Origin of the sequence: Rhizobium oryzicola (assembly GCF_030504645.1) — a bacterium.
Classification (GTDB): domain Bacteria; phylum Pseudomonadota; class Alphaproteobacteria; order Rhizobiales; family Rhizobiaceae; genus Neorhizobium; species Neorhizobium oryzicola.
Window position 1 is genome coordinate 211,198 of sequence record NZ_JAUKWQ010000005.1, and the last position, 15,176, is coordinate 226,373.

The 15,176-nt window shown below is 60.4% G+C and carries 12 protein-coding genes; 2 read left to right on the top strand and 10 right to left on the bottom strand.

Features of this window, described 5'->3' with window-relative positions; translation table 11 throughout:
• Nucleotides 1-54 precede the first annotated feature (54 nt).
• Both sufB and Q2T52_RS17005 read right to left on the bottom strand, forming a co-directional pair.
• Complete coding sequence (gene sufB, locus Q2T52_RS17000) at nt 55-1,524, bottom strand: Fe-S cluster assembly protein SufB (protein ID WP_302077983.1); 1,470 nt, start codon at nt 1,522-1,524, stop codon at nt 55-57.
• 140 nt (nt 1,525-1,664) lie between these two features.
• Complete coding sequence (locus tag Q2T52_RS17005) at nt 1,665-2,831, bottom strand: cysteine desulfurase family protein (protein WP_302077984.1); 1,167 nt, start codon at nt 2,829-2,831, stop codon at nt 1,665-1,667.
• Between the two features lie 214 nt (nt 2,832-3,045).
• Between Q2T52_RS17005 and Q2T52_RS17010 the strand changes: the two genes are divergently transcribed.
• Nucleotides 3,046-3,723, top strand: coding sequence for an alpha/beta hydrolase (locus Q2T52_RS17010; RefSeq protein WP_302077985.1), 678 nt, complete (start codon nt 3,046-3,048; stop codon nt 3,721-3,723).
• A 127-nt stretch (nt 3,724-3,850) separates the two neighbouring features.
• On the opposite strand, the gene Q2T52_RS17015 is transcribed toward Q2T52_RS17010, so the two are convergent.
• From Q2T52_RS17015 to Q2T52_RS17045, 7 genes are all read right to left on the bottom strand, one after another.
• A complete protein-coding gene (locus Q2T52_RS17015) occupies nt 3,851-5,113 on the bottom strand; it encodes an SfnB family sulfur acquisition oxidoreductase (protein ID WP_302077986.1) in 1,263 nt (420 codons plus the stop codon).
• A gap of 8 nt (nt 5,114-5,121) precedes the next feature.
• Complete coding sequence (locus Q2T52_RS17020) at nt 5,122-6,390, bottom strand: SfnB family sulfur acquisition oxidoreductase (protein WP_302077987.1); 1,269 nt, start codon at nt 6,388-6,390, stop codon at nt 5,122-5,124.
• Between the two features lie 31 nt (nt 6,391-6,421).
• Nucleotides 6,422-7,828 (bottom strand): LLM class flavin-dependent oxidoreductase, encoded by a 1,407-nt coding sequence (locus Q2T52_RS17025; RefSeq protein ID WP_302077988.1) that lies wholly within the window; start codon nt 7,826-7,828, stop codon nt 6,422-6,424.
• 186 nt (nt 7,829-8,014) lie between these two features.
• On the bottom strand, nt 8,015-9,268 hold the full coding sequence (locus Q2T52_RS17030; RefSeq protein WP_302077989.1) for an LVIVD repeat-containing protein: 1,254 nt from the start codon (nt 9,266-9,268) through the stop codon (nt 8,015-8,017).
• A 61-nt stretch (nt 9,269-9,329) separates the two neighbouring features.
• Nucleotides 9,330-10,349 (bottom strand): substrate-binding domain-containing protein, encoded by a 1,020-nt coding sequence (locus tag Q2T52_RS17035; RefSeq protein WP_302078165.1) that lies wholly within the window; start codon nt 10,347-10,349, stop codon nt 9,330-9,332.
• Nucleotides 10,350-10,399: 50 nt separating this feature from the next.
• Nucleotides 10,400-11,437 carry an ABC transporter permease gene (locus tag Q2T52_RS17040; protein WP_302077990.1) on the bottom strand — a complete coding sequence of 346 codons (1,038 nt, stop codon included), beginning with the start codon at nt 11,435-11,437 and terminating at the stop codon, nt 10,400-10,402.
• Nucleotides 11,434-12,912, bottom strand: a complete 1,479-nt coding sequence (locus tag Q2T52_RS17045) for a sugar ABC transporter ATP-binding protein (RefSeq protein ID WP_302077991.1) — start codon at nt 12,910-12,912, stop codon at nt 11,434-11,436. The genes Q2T52_RS17040 and Q2T52_RS17045 overlap by 4 nt, the downstream gene beginning before the upstream one ends.
• A gap of 446 nt (nt 12,913-13,358) precedes the next feature.
• Between Q2T52_RS17045 and Q2T52_RS17050 the strand changes: the two genes are divergently transcribed.
• On the top strand, nt 13,359-14,339 hold the full coding sequence (locus Q2T52_RS17050) for a substrate-binding domain-containing protein (RefSeq protein ID WP_436799551.1): 981 nt from the start codon (nt 13,359-13,361) through the stop codon (nt 14,337-14,339).
• Nucleotides 14,340-14,476: 137 nt separating this feature from the next.
• Here Q2T52_RS17050 and Q2T52_RS17055 read toward each other — a convergent pair whose 3' ends face one another.
• Nucleotides 14,477-15,112, bottom strand: a complete 636-nt coding sequence (locus Q2T52_RS17055) for an RBBP9/YdeN family alpha/beta hydrolase (RefSeq protein WP_302077993.1) — start codon at nt 15,110-15,112, stop codon at nt 14,477-14,479.
• Nucleotides 15,113-15,176 lie beyond the last annotated feature (64 nt).

The following is a 15,176-nucleotide window of genomic DNA, read 5'->3' on the forward strand; positions in this document are numbered from 1 at the left end:
GCCTGTCAGTTCCCTCGGCGCCTCGGACGCCCCTTGTTCTTGATCCTTGGACCGTTAGCCCACGCTGCCTTCCAGCGAGATGCCGATCAGCTTCTGCGCCTCCACGGCGAACTCCATCGGCAGCTCCTGAATGACTTCCTTGACGAAGCCGTTCACGATCAGCGCGATCGCGGCCTCCTCCGGAATGCCGCGCTGCAGGCAGTAGAACAGCTGGTCCTCGGAAATCTTCGACGTGGTCGCCTCGTGCTCGAACTGTGCGGAAGAATTCTTCGCCTCGATGTACGGCACCGTATGCGCGCCGCAGCGGTCGCCGATCAGAAGCGAGTCGCACTGCGTGAAGTTACGGGCATTCGTTGCCTTGCGATGCGCCGAGACCTGGCCGCGATAGGTGTTCTGCGAAACCCCGGCGGCAATGCCCTTGGAGATGATGCGGCTCGACGTGTTCTTGCCGAGATGGATCATCTTGGTGCCGCTATCGACCTGCTGGTGACCGTTGGAAACGGCAATCGAGTAGAACTCGCCACGGCTGTCGTCGCCGCGCAGAATGCAGCTCGGATATTTCCAGGTGATGGCAGAGCCGGTCTCGACCTGCGTCCAGGAGATCTTGGAGCGGTCGCCACGGCAATCGCCACGCTTGGTGACGAAGTTGTAGATGCCGCCCTTGCCTTGCTTGTCGCCCGGGAACCAGTTCTGCACGGTCGAATACTTGATCTCGGCATCGTCAAGCGCGACCAGTTCAACGACAGCCGCATGCAGCTGGTTCTCGTCGCGTTGCGGTGCTGTGCAGCCTTCGAGGTAGGAGACGTACGCGCCTTCCTCGGCAATGATCAGCGTGCGCTCGAACTGGCCAGTGTTCTTCTCGTTGATGCGGAAATAGGTGGAGAGCTCCATCGGGCAGCGAACGCCCTTCGGCACGAAGACGAAGGACCCGTCGGTGAACACGGCAGAGTTCAGCGTCGCATAGTAGTTGTCGGTGACGGGAACGACCGACCCCAGATACTTCTTCACCAGTTCAGGATGCTCGCGCACGGCTTCCGAGATCGACATGAAGATCACGCCGGCCTTGGCCAGTTCCTTCTTGAAGGTCGTCACGACAGACACGCTGTCGAAGACGGCATCGACGGCCACGCGCGGCTTTTCGACGCCGGCCAGGATTTCCTGTTCCTTCAGCGGAATGCCGAGCTTCTCATAGGTCTTCAACAGCTCCGGATCGACCTCGTCCAGCGACTTCGGGCCGGACGCGCTCTTCGGCGCTGCATAATAATAGATGTCGTTGAAGTCGATCTTCGGATAGTCGACGCGCGCCCAGGTGGGCTCTTCCATCGTCAGCCAGCGGCGATAGGCGTCAAGACGCCATTCCAGCATCCATTCCGGCTCCTGCTTCTTCGCGGAGATGAAGCGGACGATTTCTTCGGACAGGCCCTTTGGAGCCTTCTCCACTTCGATCGCGGTCTCGAAGCCATATTTGTACTGGTCCACATCGATCTGGCGAACCTGATCGATCGTCTCCTGCACGGCAGCCATGGTCATTCTCCAATCTAGCCGGAATCAAGGGTCCGGCAGGTTGTCTAAGTGTGGCGGGGGTTCGCCCCTATGTAGGCGCCAGAAGGCGGTTTTCCCACCATTTGGCAAGCATATTTTTGCGTTTCCGCAACTTTGCAAGGTCACGCCGCCTGTCCTGCCGGCTTCAGGCGGCCAGCAATCTTGCGAAAGGCGGCAAGCGCCTTGTCGATATCCTTGTCAGTCGTGTCCGGTCCCAGCGATATACGCAGCGCTCCAAGCGCCGGATCGCATCCCATCGCCGCCAGCACATGGCTCTGACCGACCTTGCCGGACGAGCAGGCAGACCCGGCGGAAAGCGATACGCCTTCGAGATCAAAAGCAATCTGACCGGTTTCGGACTTCAGACCCGGCAGCGTGAAGAAGGTCGTGTTGGCGACGCGCGCCACATCGGCACCATGGATGATCACCTCAGGCACAGTGGAACGCATTTCACATTCCAGTCGATCCCGCAGCGCGCTGATCAGAGACACGCGTTCCGAGAGATCACGAACTGCGATGTCCGCCGCAGCGCCAAAGCCAACAATGCCCGGAAAATTCTCCGTGCCGGAGCGGTGACCCTTTTCCTGGCCGCCACCGCGCACCAAAGGCGCCGGCATCATGATCTCACCCCGGCCAATCAAGGCGCCCACCGCTTTCGGGCCGCCGATCTTATGCGAGGAGACGATGAGAAAGTCCGCGTCGAGCGCGTTGATGTCGATATCCACGCGACCAGCAGCCTGAACGGCGTCCACGACGAGGATGCCGCCCTTGGCGTGGGTCAGACGCGCAGCCTCCGCAACAGGCTGGATGATGCCGGTTTCATTGTTAACAAGCATGACCGCGACCATCGGCAGTCCTTCTGCCGGATCATGCGCAGCAAGTGCTGCCTCAAGCGCTGCGAGATCCAGCACCCCCTGTGCCGTCACCGGGATTTCCGAAACGCGATCCGTTGGGAAACGGCCACCATCCCTGACGGCCAGATGCTCGATGGCCGACACGAATAGCCGACCGATACGCAAGGGCGCCCGGCCCATGCGGTATTCGGGTGTCAGAACCAGGTTGGCCGCTTCCGTGGCACCACTTGTGAAGATGACGTTCTGCGCCTCTCCCTGTACGAGGGCAGCAACCTGGCGCCGCGACTTTTCCAAGGCAGCGCGCGCACGGCGCCCTTCGGCGTGAACAGACGAAGCGTTTCCCGGCAGATCATAGGCTTCGAGCATCGCGGCTCGCGCCACCGCATTGAGCGGTGCCGTCGCGTTCCAGTCCAGATATGCTCTTGTGACAGCCATTGCCGAGTTAACTTCCCAGTCTACTTAGAGATGAACGACGCATTTCCCTTGAAATTTTCGTCGCGCATGCCGTAAAGGACGACCATTGGGGTTTCCATTGGAGACCCAAAGTTTCGAACGGTTCTAAACTGAGTTCTAGAAAAGCTGAGCGACTTCGTCAAGTCAAAGCGGCTGCGGAAACGGTTTTGAACCGAAAAATCTGACCGGAGTATCGATGCCCGAAGTCATTTTCAACGGCCCAGCCGGCCGCCTCGAAGGACGCTACCAGCCCTCCAAGGAAAAGAGCGCGCCGATCGCCATCATCCTGCACCCGCATCCGCAGTTCGGTGGCACGATGAACAACCAGATCGTCTACCAGGCGTTCTACATGTTCCAGAAGCGCGGCTTCACCACGCTGCGCTTCAACTTCCGGGGCATTGGCCGCAGCCAGGGTGAGTTCGATCACGGCGCAGGCGAGCTGTCCGACGCCGCGTCCGCGCTCGACTGGGTGCAGAGCCTGCATCCGGACTCGAAGAGCTGTTGGGTGGCGGGTTATTCCTTCGGCGCCTGGATTGGCATGCAGCTTCTGATGCGCCGCCCGGAAATCGAAGGCTTCATCTCGATTGCGCCTCAGCCGAACATCTATGACTTCTCGTTCCTGGCGCCCTGCCCGTCTTCCGGCCTCATCATCAACGGCGATTCGGACAAGGTCGCGCCGGAGAAGGATGTGAACGGGCTGGTCGAAAAGTTGAAGACACAGAAGGGCATCCTCATCACGCATCGCACAGTCGAAGGCGCCAACCACTTCTTCAACGGCAAGGTCGATGAGTTGATGGGCGAATGCGAGGACTATCTGGACCGCCGCCTGAACGGCGAGCTGGTGCCTGAACCGGCAGCCAAGCGCCTTCGATAACAGAACCGCAGACCCGATTAAGCTTCTTTCGCCCCCGGCTTTCTCGCCGGGGGTTTTTGAATCAGCAGCTATGGAGCATTGGACCCAGAGGCCGATGTCAATGCAACGCCCACGCTGATTTACCGCCTCAGATCGCCCCGTGCCGTGGCGGCAGCTTTCCGTTGAGATAGTAATTGCCGATATGGTGGTATTTCCACCGCGCCGGATCATGCAGCGAATGCGTGCGGGCATTGCGCCAGAAGCGATCGAGCCCGTAAGCTTCCAAGGTGGAGCGGGCACCGCCGAGCTCGATCAGCTTGTTGGCGGCAAGCTGTGCCGCCTCCGTACCGTAAGCCTTGACTTCGGCAACCGCGATGGAGGCCGCCGCAACGGTCCGCTCGTTTGGCTCCGCGATTGCCGCATCCAGCAGATGACCCGCCCGCGCCAGCAGGGCATCCGCCGCATGCACGCGGATCGAGACGTCGCCGACCGCGTGAATGCTGTGCGGATCCTCGTAACCGTGTTCGATGTCGAGTTCGAAGAACGGCCGCGCATAGGCCCTGACATAGGAGATCGTCTCGGCCAATGCGCTGCGCGCTATCCCTACCTGCACGGCCGCATGGACAATCTGCGCCAGCGGTCCCATGGGCGTCGGCTGTTCGAAGACGACATCATGATCGACCACCTGGAAGGCTGTCACCTCGACATTGTCGAAGGTTACGGTTCCGCTTCCGGTCGAGCGCTGACCGAACGAGCTCCAGTCGTCGATCAACTCCAGACCCGGCGTGGCGCGATCGATAAAGACGATCTGCACGCGGCCCCTTTCGTTCTTGGCAACGGCAACGATGATATGGGCAAACAGCGAGCCGGTCGCATAGAATTTCTGCCCGTTCAAAAGCAGCTTTCCATCCCGCTCAGCAATCTGGGTCTTGAAGTCGACAGGCGTCTTGGTACCGATTTCGGTAAAGGCATTGCCGAGCCGGTCGCCATCCAGAATGCGAGCGAAGTAATGCCGCTTCTGTTCTTCCGTTCCCGCCAGACGCAGGGCCTCGACCATGTAGAAATGGTTTTGCGGGATCTGCCCAATGGAGGAATCGGCCGCCGAGATGATCGCGGTCACCTCGGCGAGCGTTGCACCGGAAACACCGGCCCCGCCATACTCCTTCGGGATCGTCATCGCCCAGAGGCCCGCTTGCGAAAATCGCTCGATTTCCGCAAGCGGCAGACGCCGCTCCCGGTCACGAGCCACAGCACCCTCGGCAAACTCACGCGCCAAGACCTTGGCGGTAGCAATGGCTTCCGCATCATCCTTGATCCGATGCGCCGGCTGGCGGCGCGGCGGCACATGCGGTGCCGGGCGTCCTGTCACCAGGGCCGCCTGACGGTGCAGTTTGCGGTCATCGCTGCTCATGAATGACCTCAATTCCAGGCGTGGCGCGGCGGGTGCACGCCGTTCAGGTAATAATTGCCGACATGGAAGAACTTCCAGCGCACCGGGTCATGCAACGTATGGACGCGGGCATTGCGCCAATGGCGGTCGAGATTGTGTTCGGCAAGCGTCGAGCGCGTACCAGCCAGCTCGAAGAGCTTGTTGGCCGCAAGAATGGCAATCTCTGTCGTTAGCACCTTGGATTCGCCGGTCTTGATCGTCGCCTCGGACACGGTCTCCAACGTGGTGTTGGCACGCGCCGCATCGATCGCACGACCCGCGATGTCGAGCAGTGCTTCGGCCGCATGCAGGCGGATCTTGAGGTCACCGACCGCAGCAATCGTGAAGAGATCCTCTCCCGCCGTTTCCTTGCCGCTGTCGACCCATGGTCGGCTATGGGTCTTGACGAAGGCAATCGTGTCTTCGATCGTGCCCCGGGCAATGCCGGCATCGATGGCGGACTGGATGATCTGCGAGACCGGGCCGCCAACGGTGGGGTGATCGAAGGAGGTGACCTTCAGCGCCCGCACGCGCGGCAGGCGGACATCATCAATCTTGACCGATCCGGATGCGGTGGTGCGCTGGCCGAAACTGGACCAGTTATTGGTGACGGTCAGACCCGCCGCATCGCGCTCGGCAAAGACGAGATGGCCTTGGCCCGTCTCATCGACACCGACAATCGGCACGAAATGCGAGAGAAGCGCGCCCGTGGTGTAGAACTTTTCGCCACTGACGATGACGTCGTCGCCTTCGAAGCGCACTTTGGTTTCGAAGGTCGCGACATTCTTGCTCTTCGATTCGGAGAAGGCGTTGCCGTAGCGCAAGCCGGCCAGCGCCCAGCCGAAGAACAGCTGCTTCTGCTCCTCCGTGCCATCGAGATCGACGGTCGCGACGATCGCCAGATGGTTCTGGGTGATCTGCGCAATGGCCGGATCGGCGGCAGCGATGATGGAAATCACCTTGGCGAGCGTTGCATAGGAGACTTCCGGCCCACCATAGGCCTTGGGCACGTTGATGCTCCAGAGACCGCTTTGTGAGTATTCGTCCAGCTCCGCCAGCGGCAAGAGACCTTCCCGATCGCGAAGTGCCGCGCCGACCTTGAACCTCTCAGCCAGTCTTTGCGCAATCGCGATGGCTTCGGCATCACTGCGGATAATATGCGCAGGCTCTGCGGGACGAGGCCGCGGCGGAATGGGATCAGCGGAATTGACGCGGGGATGGACGGAATAGTCGATATTCCTCTCGGGAAGCGTACCCATGGGCCGATATCCTGTTCTGGTGAGTTGATCGTCAGCTGCCTGTCGGCAGCAATGCCTGGGACCGCTTTACCGCTTCGATGTCGCGGTAACGGTTGGCGGGGTGTGTCTCGGAAAGATAGGGGCCCTTGCCGAACAACTTCTCGCGCAGCGTTCCCGGCTTGTAGGCCTTGGGATAGACGCCGCGACGCTGCAGTTCCGGCACCAGCAGGTCCACGATGGATTCGAAGGTTTCGGGCGTGACCGCATAGGCAAGATTGAACCCGTCGACGCCGGTTTCCTCCACCCAGGCCTGTAATTCATCCGCCACCGTCTGGGCAGAGCCGACGACAACCGGGCCCATGCCGCCGATGCCGCCCCATTCAGCCAGTTCGCGAATGGTCCAGCGCTTGTTCGGATCGCCTTCGGACAGGCTTTCGATGGCGGAATGGATGGCGTTGGTCTCCACCTTGCGAACGAGATCGTCAGGTGCGTAATGGGAGAAATCGACGCCGGTCCAGCCGGACATGAAGGTGAGCGCGCCATCATAGGAGACATAATCGAGATAGTCGCGGAACCGGTCACGCGCCTTCTCGTCTGTCTCGTCGACAATAACGGTCAGCAGATTGTAGATGCGAATGTCTGCGCGCGAGCGCCCGGCCACCCGCAACCGCTCCTCGATATCGAGGATATAATTACGCAGAATGGTCTTGGTCTGCGCCGCGACGAACACGCATTCGGCATGCTCGGCGGCGAATTTCTTGCCAGGACCCGAAGCACCAGCCTGATAGAGCACCGGCGTTCGCTGTGGTGATGGTTCGGTGAGACCATAGCCCGGCACATGGAAATATTTGCCATGATGTCCGATCTCATGAACCTTTTCAGGAAGAGTGAAGACGCGTGCCTCCCGGTCCCGCACAACGGCCCCCTCTTCCCAGGAGCCTTCGAGCAGCTTGTAGATCACTTCCAGATATTCGTTGGCGATCTCATAGCGGTTGTCGTGCCGCTGCAGCCCCGTCTGGCCGACATTCTTTGCCCCGCTTTCGAGATAGGAGGTGACGATGTTCCAGCCGATGCGTCCCTTGGTGTGATGGTCTGCCGTCGCCAGACGGCGCGCGAAGGTGTAGGGATGCTCGAAGGAGGTCGATGCGGTGATGCCGATGCCAAGATGTTCGGTTGCCAGGGCAATCGGTGCGGCAAGCTGGATCGGATCGTTGACCGGGATCTGCGCCGCCTGATGGATGGCGTGGTAATTATTGCCTTTGTAGACGTCGTAGTAGCCGATCACATCCGCAATGAAGATGCCGTCGAAGATGCCGCGCTCCAGCGTGCGCGCAAGATCCTGCCAATAATCCAGATCCTTGTACTTCCAGGATTTGTCTCGCGGATGCGCCCAAAGACCGGGCGATTGATGCCCGACGCAGTTCATGTCGAAGGCGTTGAAATGGATGGTCTTGGTCATCGCTTTCTCCATGCCGGTCTTGGCCTTGCCGGAGAGAAGCATCGCAGAAACGCTATAAATCGATAGACATTATGGAATAATAGAGTAGCGTTTGATGGAAGATTTTTGCTCCAAACGGAAAATCGGAGCAATAGCCCTCCCCGCGTTACGCGTTACCGGAGACCGCGCAGGGGCCGCGAAACACACTCATCCGCCGTATTCGATAATCTCCAGCCCGGCATTGTAATCGGTAGCGTAAATCAGTCCATTTGCATCCACGAACACATCGGCGGATTGGATGACCTGCGGCCTGCCGGGACGCCGATCTGTCATGACCGTGGGACCAGCTGGAACCAGCGCACCGGTCTCGACCGGGTAATAGGGATCGGAAATATCGAAGGCGCGAATGCCGGCATTCTGCCATGTCGCAAAGATCAAGGTTTCCGACTGAAAGCTGTCAGGCCGGTTCTCATGCAGGTTGTGCGGACCGAAATGCCCTCCCTTTGAGGCATAATCCGCCTCGTTCGGGATCGGGAAGGTCGAAATGCTGATCGGGTTTTCCGGCACGCGAATATCGAACACCCAGGTGTGCTTGCGGCCATCTTCCTCATTGTCCAGCACGGCCTCATCGGCCACGACAAGGAGATCACGACCGGGCAGCGGCAGCGGCGAATGGGTGCCGCCGCCATAGGGCGGAGACCAGTTGTGGTGCTTGATCAGCTTCGGCGCCGCATGATCGGTAATGTCGAGCAGTGTCAGCCCGCCATCGCGCCAGCAGGCATAGGCGGTGTTGCCATGAACAAGGGCGTGATGCAGCGCATAGCGACGACCCTCGCCCCAATCAGGCTCCTCACCTGCTGCGCGGTTCATCCCCGGCAGCCACCAGCGACCGACCAGTTCCGGCTTCGTCGGATCCGCCATGTCGATGGTGACGAAGATATAGTCTGAAAATCCGTCCAGCAGCGCCGAGGCATAGGCATAGCGCCCGCCAACATACCAGAGGCGATGGAAGCCGACGCCCTCCACATCCAGTTGACCGATCTTGCGCGGGCGATCCGGCACGGAAATGTCGAACACCGTCATGCCTGCGGTCCAGGCGCGTTCCCGCTTTTTCGCAGCAACCGTCTCGCCCACCGACTGGGTGTAATAGGCCTTCTCGTCGGTGAAGGTGTCCACATCCGCGAAGAGGTCGAGCGCATTGATAACCAGCAAAAGATCGCCATGGGTTTGCAGGTGGATGTTCCAGGTGTTGGCTGGCGCCTGCACATAATTGACCGTCTTCGGATGGGCCGGATCCCGCACGTCAATGATGGAAAAGCCCTGTGACCAGGGATGCGCCACATAGGCGTGGCCGCGATGCACCATCAATTGCAGACCATCGCCCCGACCGCCAATATCGCTATGGCCGATCAGTTTCATATTGCGGGCATAATCGGGGGCAGGCAGGTGGTTCTGGGCCATGATGCGTCTCGAATGTCTCGTGTAAACATGCATCGCCTCCCGAAGAGGCGATGCGAACTGATCAGTTTCTCGCAGCCGGAATCCAGCTTGCCGTTGCGGCATCGCTCTTCTGGAAAGCCGGGAACTTTTTCTGCAAGTCCTCGATCGTGCCGATATTGTTCTTAGTGAGATCGTCGCGAGTGATCAGCGTTGGCTTCAGCAGCACAGATGCGCCGGGTAACTGACCGGCAATATCCAGCGACGCGGCACGAACCGCGACTTCACCCACCACGGCAGCATTGGTTGCTGCCGTTGCAACCCAGGCGCTGTCTGGCTCTATCATCAGCTGGATGTCGGCGGTGGAGGTATCGACACCGTAGATTTTCACCTTATTGGCGACGCCGAGTTCATCAATGGCGAGTTTCACGCCCTTCGCGAACTCATCCCAAGGGGTGAAGATGACGGAAATATCCGGGTTGGCGCGCAGCACAGCCTTGGTCTGGTCGGCCACCGAGGCCGGGACCGTATCGTTCACCACGCCCCAGACAGCCTTTTCCTTCAGGTTATGCTTGGCGATATAATCCTTCCAGACAGCGTAACGACGGTCGAGCGGCGCAAAGCCCGCCACATAGACCGCGCCGCCGGTAAAGCCATCGCCCTTGTCCTTGATGGCCTGATCGAGAACCAGGGTCGCCATATCCTTGTCGCTCTGCTCGATCTGCGGAATTTTCGGATTGTCGAGGTTCACGTCATAGGCGACCACCTTGATGCCCTTGTCGAGAGCCTTTTGTGCGACATCCTTCAGCACTTCGGGACGGCCATTGTTGATGATGATGCCATCGACGGCAAGATTAATCGCCTGCTCGACCAGATTGCGCTCCGTTTCATTGTCGTTGCGCGCCTGCGAGACGGTGAGTTTTACGCCAAGCGCATCCGCCTGCCGCTTCACACCGGCCTCAAAGGCCTGCAGCCAGTCGCCGCTGCCGAGGAAGCTGACGACGGCGATGTTGACCTGCCGCTTGTCGAAGGGTGCCGGCGCACCGGCAATGCCGGCCGCCATGGCGGCATGCGCACAAAGGTTCCGCCGATCACGGCGGCGAATGTCTTGATCAGTCTCTTCATTGATGTCCCCATAGACTTGAAAAGGAGGGTTTAGGTGCGGGCGCGGCTGAAGCCGTAGGTCAGCGCAAGCGCCCCCACGAGCACGACACCCTTGATGAAATCCTGCGTGTAATAAGGCGCGTTGAGCATGGTCAGCCCGTTGAGGAGAACCCCAACGAAGACCGCGCCCACCGTGGTTCCCAGCACGTTCGGACGCTTGAGGCTGAGCACCGCAAAGCCGATCAGCGAGGCGGCGACCGAATCCATCAGCAGGGACGCACCGGACGACACATCGCCACGGCCGACACGGGCGGCAACGATGATGCCGCCAAGCGCCGCCAGCGTACCGGACAGAACATAGGCAATGGTGCGGATACGGGCCGTATTGCCCCCGGCCAGCCGGGTTGCGATCTCGTTGCCGCCGGTGGCAAACAGCAGACGGCCAAAGCGCGTATGTTCCGTCAGCACGTAGAGAGCGACGGCAACCACTGCCATCAGGACGACCGGCAGCGGGACGGTACCAAACAGACTGGAGCGGCCGATCAGCAGAAAGAGCGGATCATATTTGCCTGTGGCGGTCGTGCCATTCGGCAGGATCAGGCCAACGGAAATGGAGCGACCGGCGGTCGGGATGAGTTGCAGCCCCGTCAACAGGAACATGGTGGCAAGCGTCGCCAGCAGATCCGGCACCTTCAGCTTGACGATGAGGAAGGCGTTCACCAGCCCCACCAGCGCACCGAAGGTCAGCACCAGCGGCACGGTCTGCCAGGCGGAAAGGCCGAGCACGATCATGGCATAGCTGGCAGCCATGACACTGGAGGCGGCCACCGCGCCCACCGAGAGATCAAACCCGCCGATCGCCAGCGTGACCGTGACCCCCGCCCCGATAATCGCCACGACCGACACCGCCTGCAAAACGCTCATCAGGTTGTTGACGGTCAGGAAGGCCGGTTGCGCTGCCGTAAACAGGATGAACAGGGCGCCTAAGAGCAGGAAGACGGCTCCGCGCCGGATGATGTCCTTCACCACATCTGCCGTGCTTCGATGATAAGGGGCTGGTACCGCTTGACTCTGGCTGATCTCGCTCATGCATGTTCCTCCAGCGGCGCAGGCGCGTCGCTCTGATGTTCCGGTCGCAAGCTATGGTTCTCCATAACGAGGACCCGGTCCGCGACCTCGAGGGCCTCTTCGGCATCGGATGTGGCAATCAAGGTGGTGCGGCTGCGGTCGGCGCGGATGGCAGCAATGATGTCCTGGCGGGCGCCGACATCGACCCCCTGAAAAGGCTCGTCCAGCAGAAGAAGACGGCTTGGTTCAGCTTCCCAGCGCGCCAGCACCACCTTTTGCTGGTTGCCTCCCGAAAGCGCCCAGATGGATTGATGCGGCGATTGCGCCTTGATGCCCAGCCTGGCAATCGCCTTGTTCGCTTCCTGGGTCTCCCGGCCAGAGAACATCAAGCCACGCGGATACCAGCGCGGCAGATGCGGCAGGCTGATGGTGGCGGCAATGGTTTCTCCCGGCCAGTCGCGTGGCATCAAGGATGAGCGATGCCGGTCCTCGGCGGCCATCACGACACCGGCGGCAAGGGCCTCTGCCGGATTGCGCGGCGCATAGGCGCGTCCATCCAGAAATGCCTGCCCGCCTGCAAAATGGTGAGTTCCGAACAGCGCAGACAACAGGCGGCTCTTGCCGGCCCCCAGTACACCGGTGATCGCGACAACCTCACCTTCACGCACCTGAAGATCGAACCGCGCGGTTCCACGATGCAACTGAACCGCTCGCAGCTCCAGCACGACCGGCCCAAGGGCAGCCCGTGCCTGCGGGCGCGCCGCGTTCAACGGCCTGCCGATCATCGCCTCGATCGCCGCATTGAAGTTGATCGGCCGCGTAAAGGCCGCGACATCCTTCCCGCCCCGCAGCACCACAGCGCGGTCGGCAAGTGCAGCGATATCGGCGGTGCGATGCGAGATGTAGAGAACCGAGATGCCTCGTGCCTTCAGGCCCAGCACCGTCTGGTAAAGCCGGCTTGCCTCTTCCGTCGAAAGACTGGCTGTCGGTTCATCAAGGATCAGCAACTGTGCCTTCATCGATAGCGCCCGCGCGATCGCGACGAGTTGCCGGTCCGCAGGCCCCAACTCCGAAAACCGACGCTCGAGCGGCAGATCGAAACCGGCCTCCCGCAATATATCCGCGGCAGTTCGCCGGACGCTGCGCGCCGTCAAAAAGAAGGGTTGGCGGCCATCAACAAAATGATTGAGCAGAAGCGCATCCGCCACGGTCAGGTCCGGAATACCGACAAGATCCGTCGACTGGTGAACGGTGACGACACCGCGCGCCGCGGCCTGCGCTGGCGTCTGTGGCGCGCAAGCCTGCCCGTTCATCCGGATCGACCCGCTATCGGCCGCCTGAACGCCGGACAGGATCTTCACCAGCGTCGATTTGCCGGCACCATTGGCACCCATCAGCGCAACGATTTCGCCACGCTCGATCACAAGGGAAGCTCCCGCCAGCGCCCTGGTGGATCCAAAGGATCGACGGACATTTTCGATATCGATGAGAGGCATGACGCGGTCCGTGATTGATGCGCCATGAGTGGTAATCGCAACAGCCTGTCATTCAAGAACGCGCCTTGCCTGCGGCAGCTGAAATGTAGAAAAGATTTCTCTTTTCAGTCGCTTGGCGAACTTCATCGCGGGTAATCCCAAGACCCGTTCAACCACAACAATCTGTGGCTTGACGATAGTCAGATTTTTCCAGGCCCGCCCGCGCCGGAGCAAGAAAACCCGGTTCACCCCCGCAATACGCAACAATTCGCGCTGAATTATCTATCAAAATTATGGATTATTATGATCGCCGCCGAGAACGTGCGGTGAAGCCGGTTTCCGCACTGCATCGACATTCAGGGTCGGGTGCGCGTGCCTTAAGAGAGGGTCTTTCCATGACATTGCGTTCCATCGGATTGAAATCATCTGTCACCGCGACAATCGCGTTTCTGGCGACGTCATCGGCCATGGCAGCCGGTTTGAACGGCGCGCCTGCTCCATTTGACAAGGGGGACGTGAAGATCGCGCTCATCAGCTATATTTCTGCTGGTGACTTCTTCCAGGCCTATCAGGCCGGTGCGCAGTCTCAAGCCAAGGCACTGGGCGTCGATCTCCAGATTTTCCCCGGCCGCCAGAATGCGGCCGAGCAGCGCGAACAAATCCTGCAGGCCATCAACATTGGGGCCAAGGCGATCGTCATCGATCACGGCCAGCCGGAAGCGCTCTCCGACGTGGTGCAGCAGGCGCTCGACAAGGGGATCAAGGTGGTGGCCTTCGACGTCAACCTCAACAATCCCAAGATCCCGCAGGTCGAACAGAGCGACCACAAGCTGGCGGAACTGGCCCTGCAGCAGGCACTGAAGGATAACGGCACCAGCTTCAAGGCCGGCTACGTGTACGTCGCGGGCTTTGCGCCGCTCGATCGCCGCAACGAAGTCTGGGAAAAGGTAAAGGGCGCGAACAAGGATATCGTTGAAAAGGCGCGCTTCGGCACCGTCAGCGATACAACGGCGACCGCCACCGCAGATCAGGCTAAGGCGGTATTCCGCGCCAATCCTGACATCACCGTGGTCTTCGCGCCCTATGACGAATTTGCCCGCGGCGTGAAGCTGGCCGTCAACGACCTCGGCATCGCGGACAAGGTGAAGATCTATTCGGCCGATATCTCGACTGCAGATATTCAGGAGATCACCGAGAAGGGCAGTCCCTGGGTCGCAACTGCCGCCACCAACCCGGCAGTCGTCGGCGCGGTCTCCATTCGGGCGGCAGCCCTTCAGCTGGCCGGCGAAAATGTGCCGCACCAGATCGTGGTGGATCCTGTGCTGGTGACGCAGAAGGATCTGCGCGATGCCGGCGTCAATACCATCGAAGAACTGGCCAAGAAGATCCCGGCCTTTTCGACCAGCACCGCGGTGACCGCCAGCTGGATTCCGTCTGCGGCGTTTTGAGCCGATCCTCCCAAGCATGCTCCACGCAGACGCGAGGACGGAGATCAACGATCTCCGTCCTCGCTTTCATAAGAGACGTGAATAGCCGTTGAATCTGACGGCGAGAGCCGGCCAGCGGGATCGATGAGTGTGGCCTGTCAGTGCGGGAAGAGTGAAAGCTTCGAATCGATGACGGCGCTCAGGAGGTCCGTCCGGACGGGCAAGCGCTGCTGCGGCTTTGCAGAAGTATCGCGCCGGTTCAAGCGCTCAACGAAGTCATCGTAAATGGCATAGCCTTGCGACCAGCGCCCGAAACCGCTGGCCACATTGATATGACCAACGGCGCCAAGCGATTTCACATCGCTGCCCCACCAGGCAGCATGCCGCTGAAGGGATGCCGGATCCATGTAGGGATCGTTCGCGCTGCCGATGGCGAGACTGGGGAAAGGAAGGGGATTATTGGGAAACTGGTCCAGATGGACGGCACACGGGTGCAACTCCTCCACCTTCTTCATGTCGCAGGGCGCGACCAGAAGCGCGCCCTGGATCTTCCTGGCATAAGGCGACCAGGCAAGGCTGGCCGCCAGGATACAGCCCAGGCTGTGTGCAACCAGGATGACGGCTTCGGAACCCGCCAGTTCCTCCTCCAGCCTTGCACGCCACTTGCGCAAGTCGGGACAGGCCCAGTTCTCCTGCTCCAGCACCCGGCAGTCCGGACGCTCGCGAACCCAGATGCGCTGCCAGTGCGCCTCGCCCGATCCGTTCAGGCCCGGCAGAATAAGCGTATCAACCATGCAGGATTTCCCGTTTGATTGCGACGATCAGGATCATAGGTGTTTATCGACCGGGCCCGAAGAA

Bases quoted from the DNA above. Each gene is read 5' to 3' on its own strand.
- sufB (WP_302077983.1), bottom strand. From the start codon at position 1,524: ATGGCTGCCGTGCAGGAGACGATCGATCAGGTTCGCCAGATCGATGTG.
- Q2T52_RS17005 (WP_302077984.1), bottom strand. From the start codon at position 2,831: ATGGCTGTCACAAGAGCATATCTGGACTGGAACGCGACGGCACCGCTC.
- Q2T52_RS17010 (WP_302077985.1), top strand. From the start codon at position 3,046: ATGCCCGAAGTCATTTTCAACGGCCCAGCCGGCCGCCTCGAAGGACGC.
- Q2T52_RS17015 (WP_302077986.1), bottom strand. From the start codon at position 5,113: ATGAGCAGCGATGACCGCAAACTGCACCGTCAGGCGGCCCTGGTGACA.
- Q2T52_RS17020 (WP_302077987.1), bottom strand. From the start codon at position 6,390: ATGGGTACGCTTCCCGAGAGGAATATCGACTATTCCGTCCATCCCCGC.
- Q2T52_RS17025 (WP_302077988.1), bottom strand. From the start codon at position 7,828: ATGACCAAGACCATCCATTTCAACGCCTTCGACATGAACTGCGTCGGG.
- Q2T52_RS17030 (WP_302077989.1), bottom strand. From the start codon at position 9,268: ATGGCCCAGAACCACCTGCCTGCCCCCGATTATGCCCGCAATATGAAA.
- Q2T52_RS17040 (WP_302077990.1), bottom strand. From the start codon at position 11,437: ATGAGCGAGATCAGCCAGAGTCAAGCGGTACCAGCCCCTTATCATCGA.
- Q2T52_RS17045 (WP_302077991.1), bottom strand. From the start codon at position 12,912: ATGCCTCTCATCGATATCGAAAATGTCCGTCGATCCTTTGGATCCACC.
- Q2T52_RS17050 (WP_436799551.1), top strand. From the start codon at position 13,359: ATGGCAGCCGGTTTGAACGGCGCGCCTGCTCCATTTGACAAGGGGGAC.
- Q2T52_RS17055 (WP_302077993.1), bottom strand. From the start codon at position 15,112: ATGGTTGATACGCTTATTCTGCCGGGCCTGAACGGATCGGGCGAGGCG.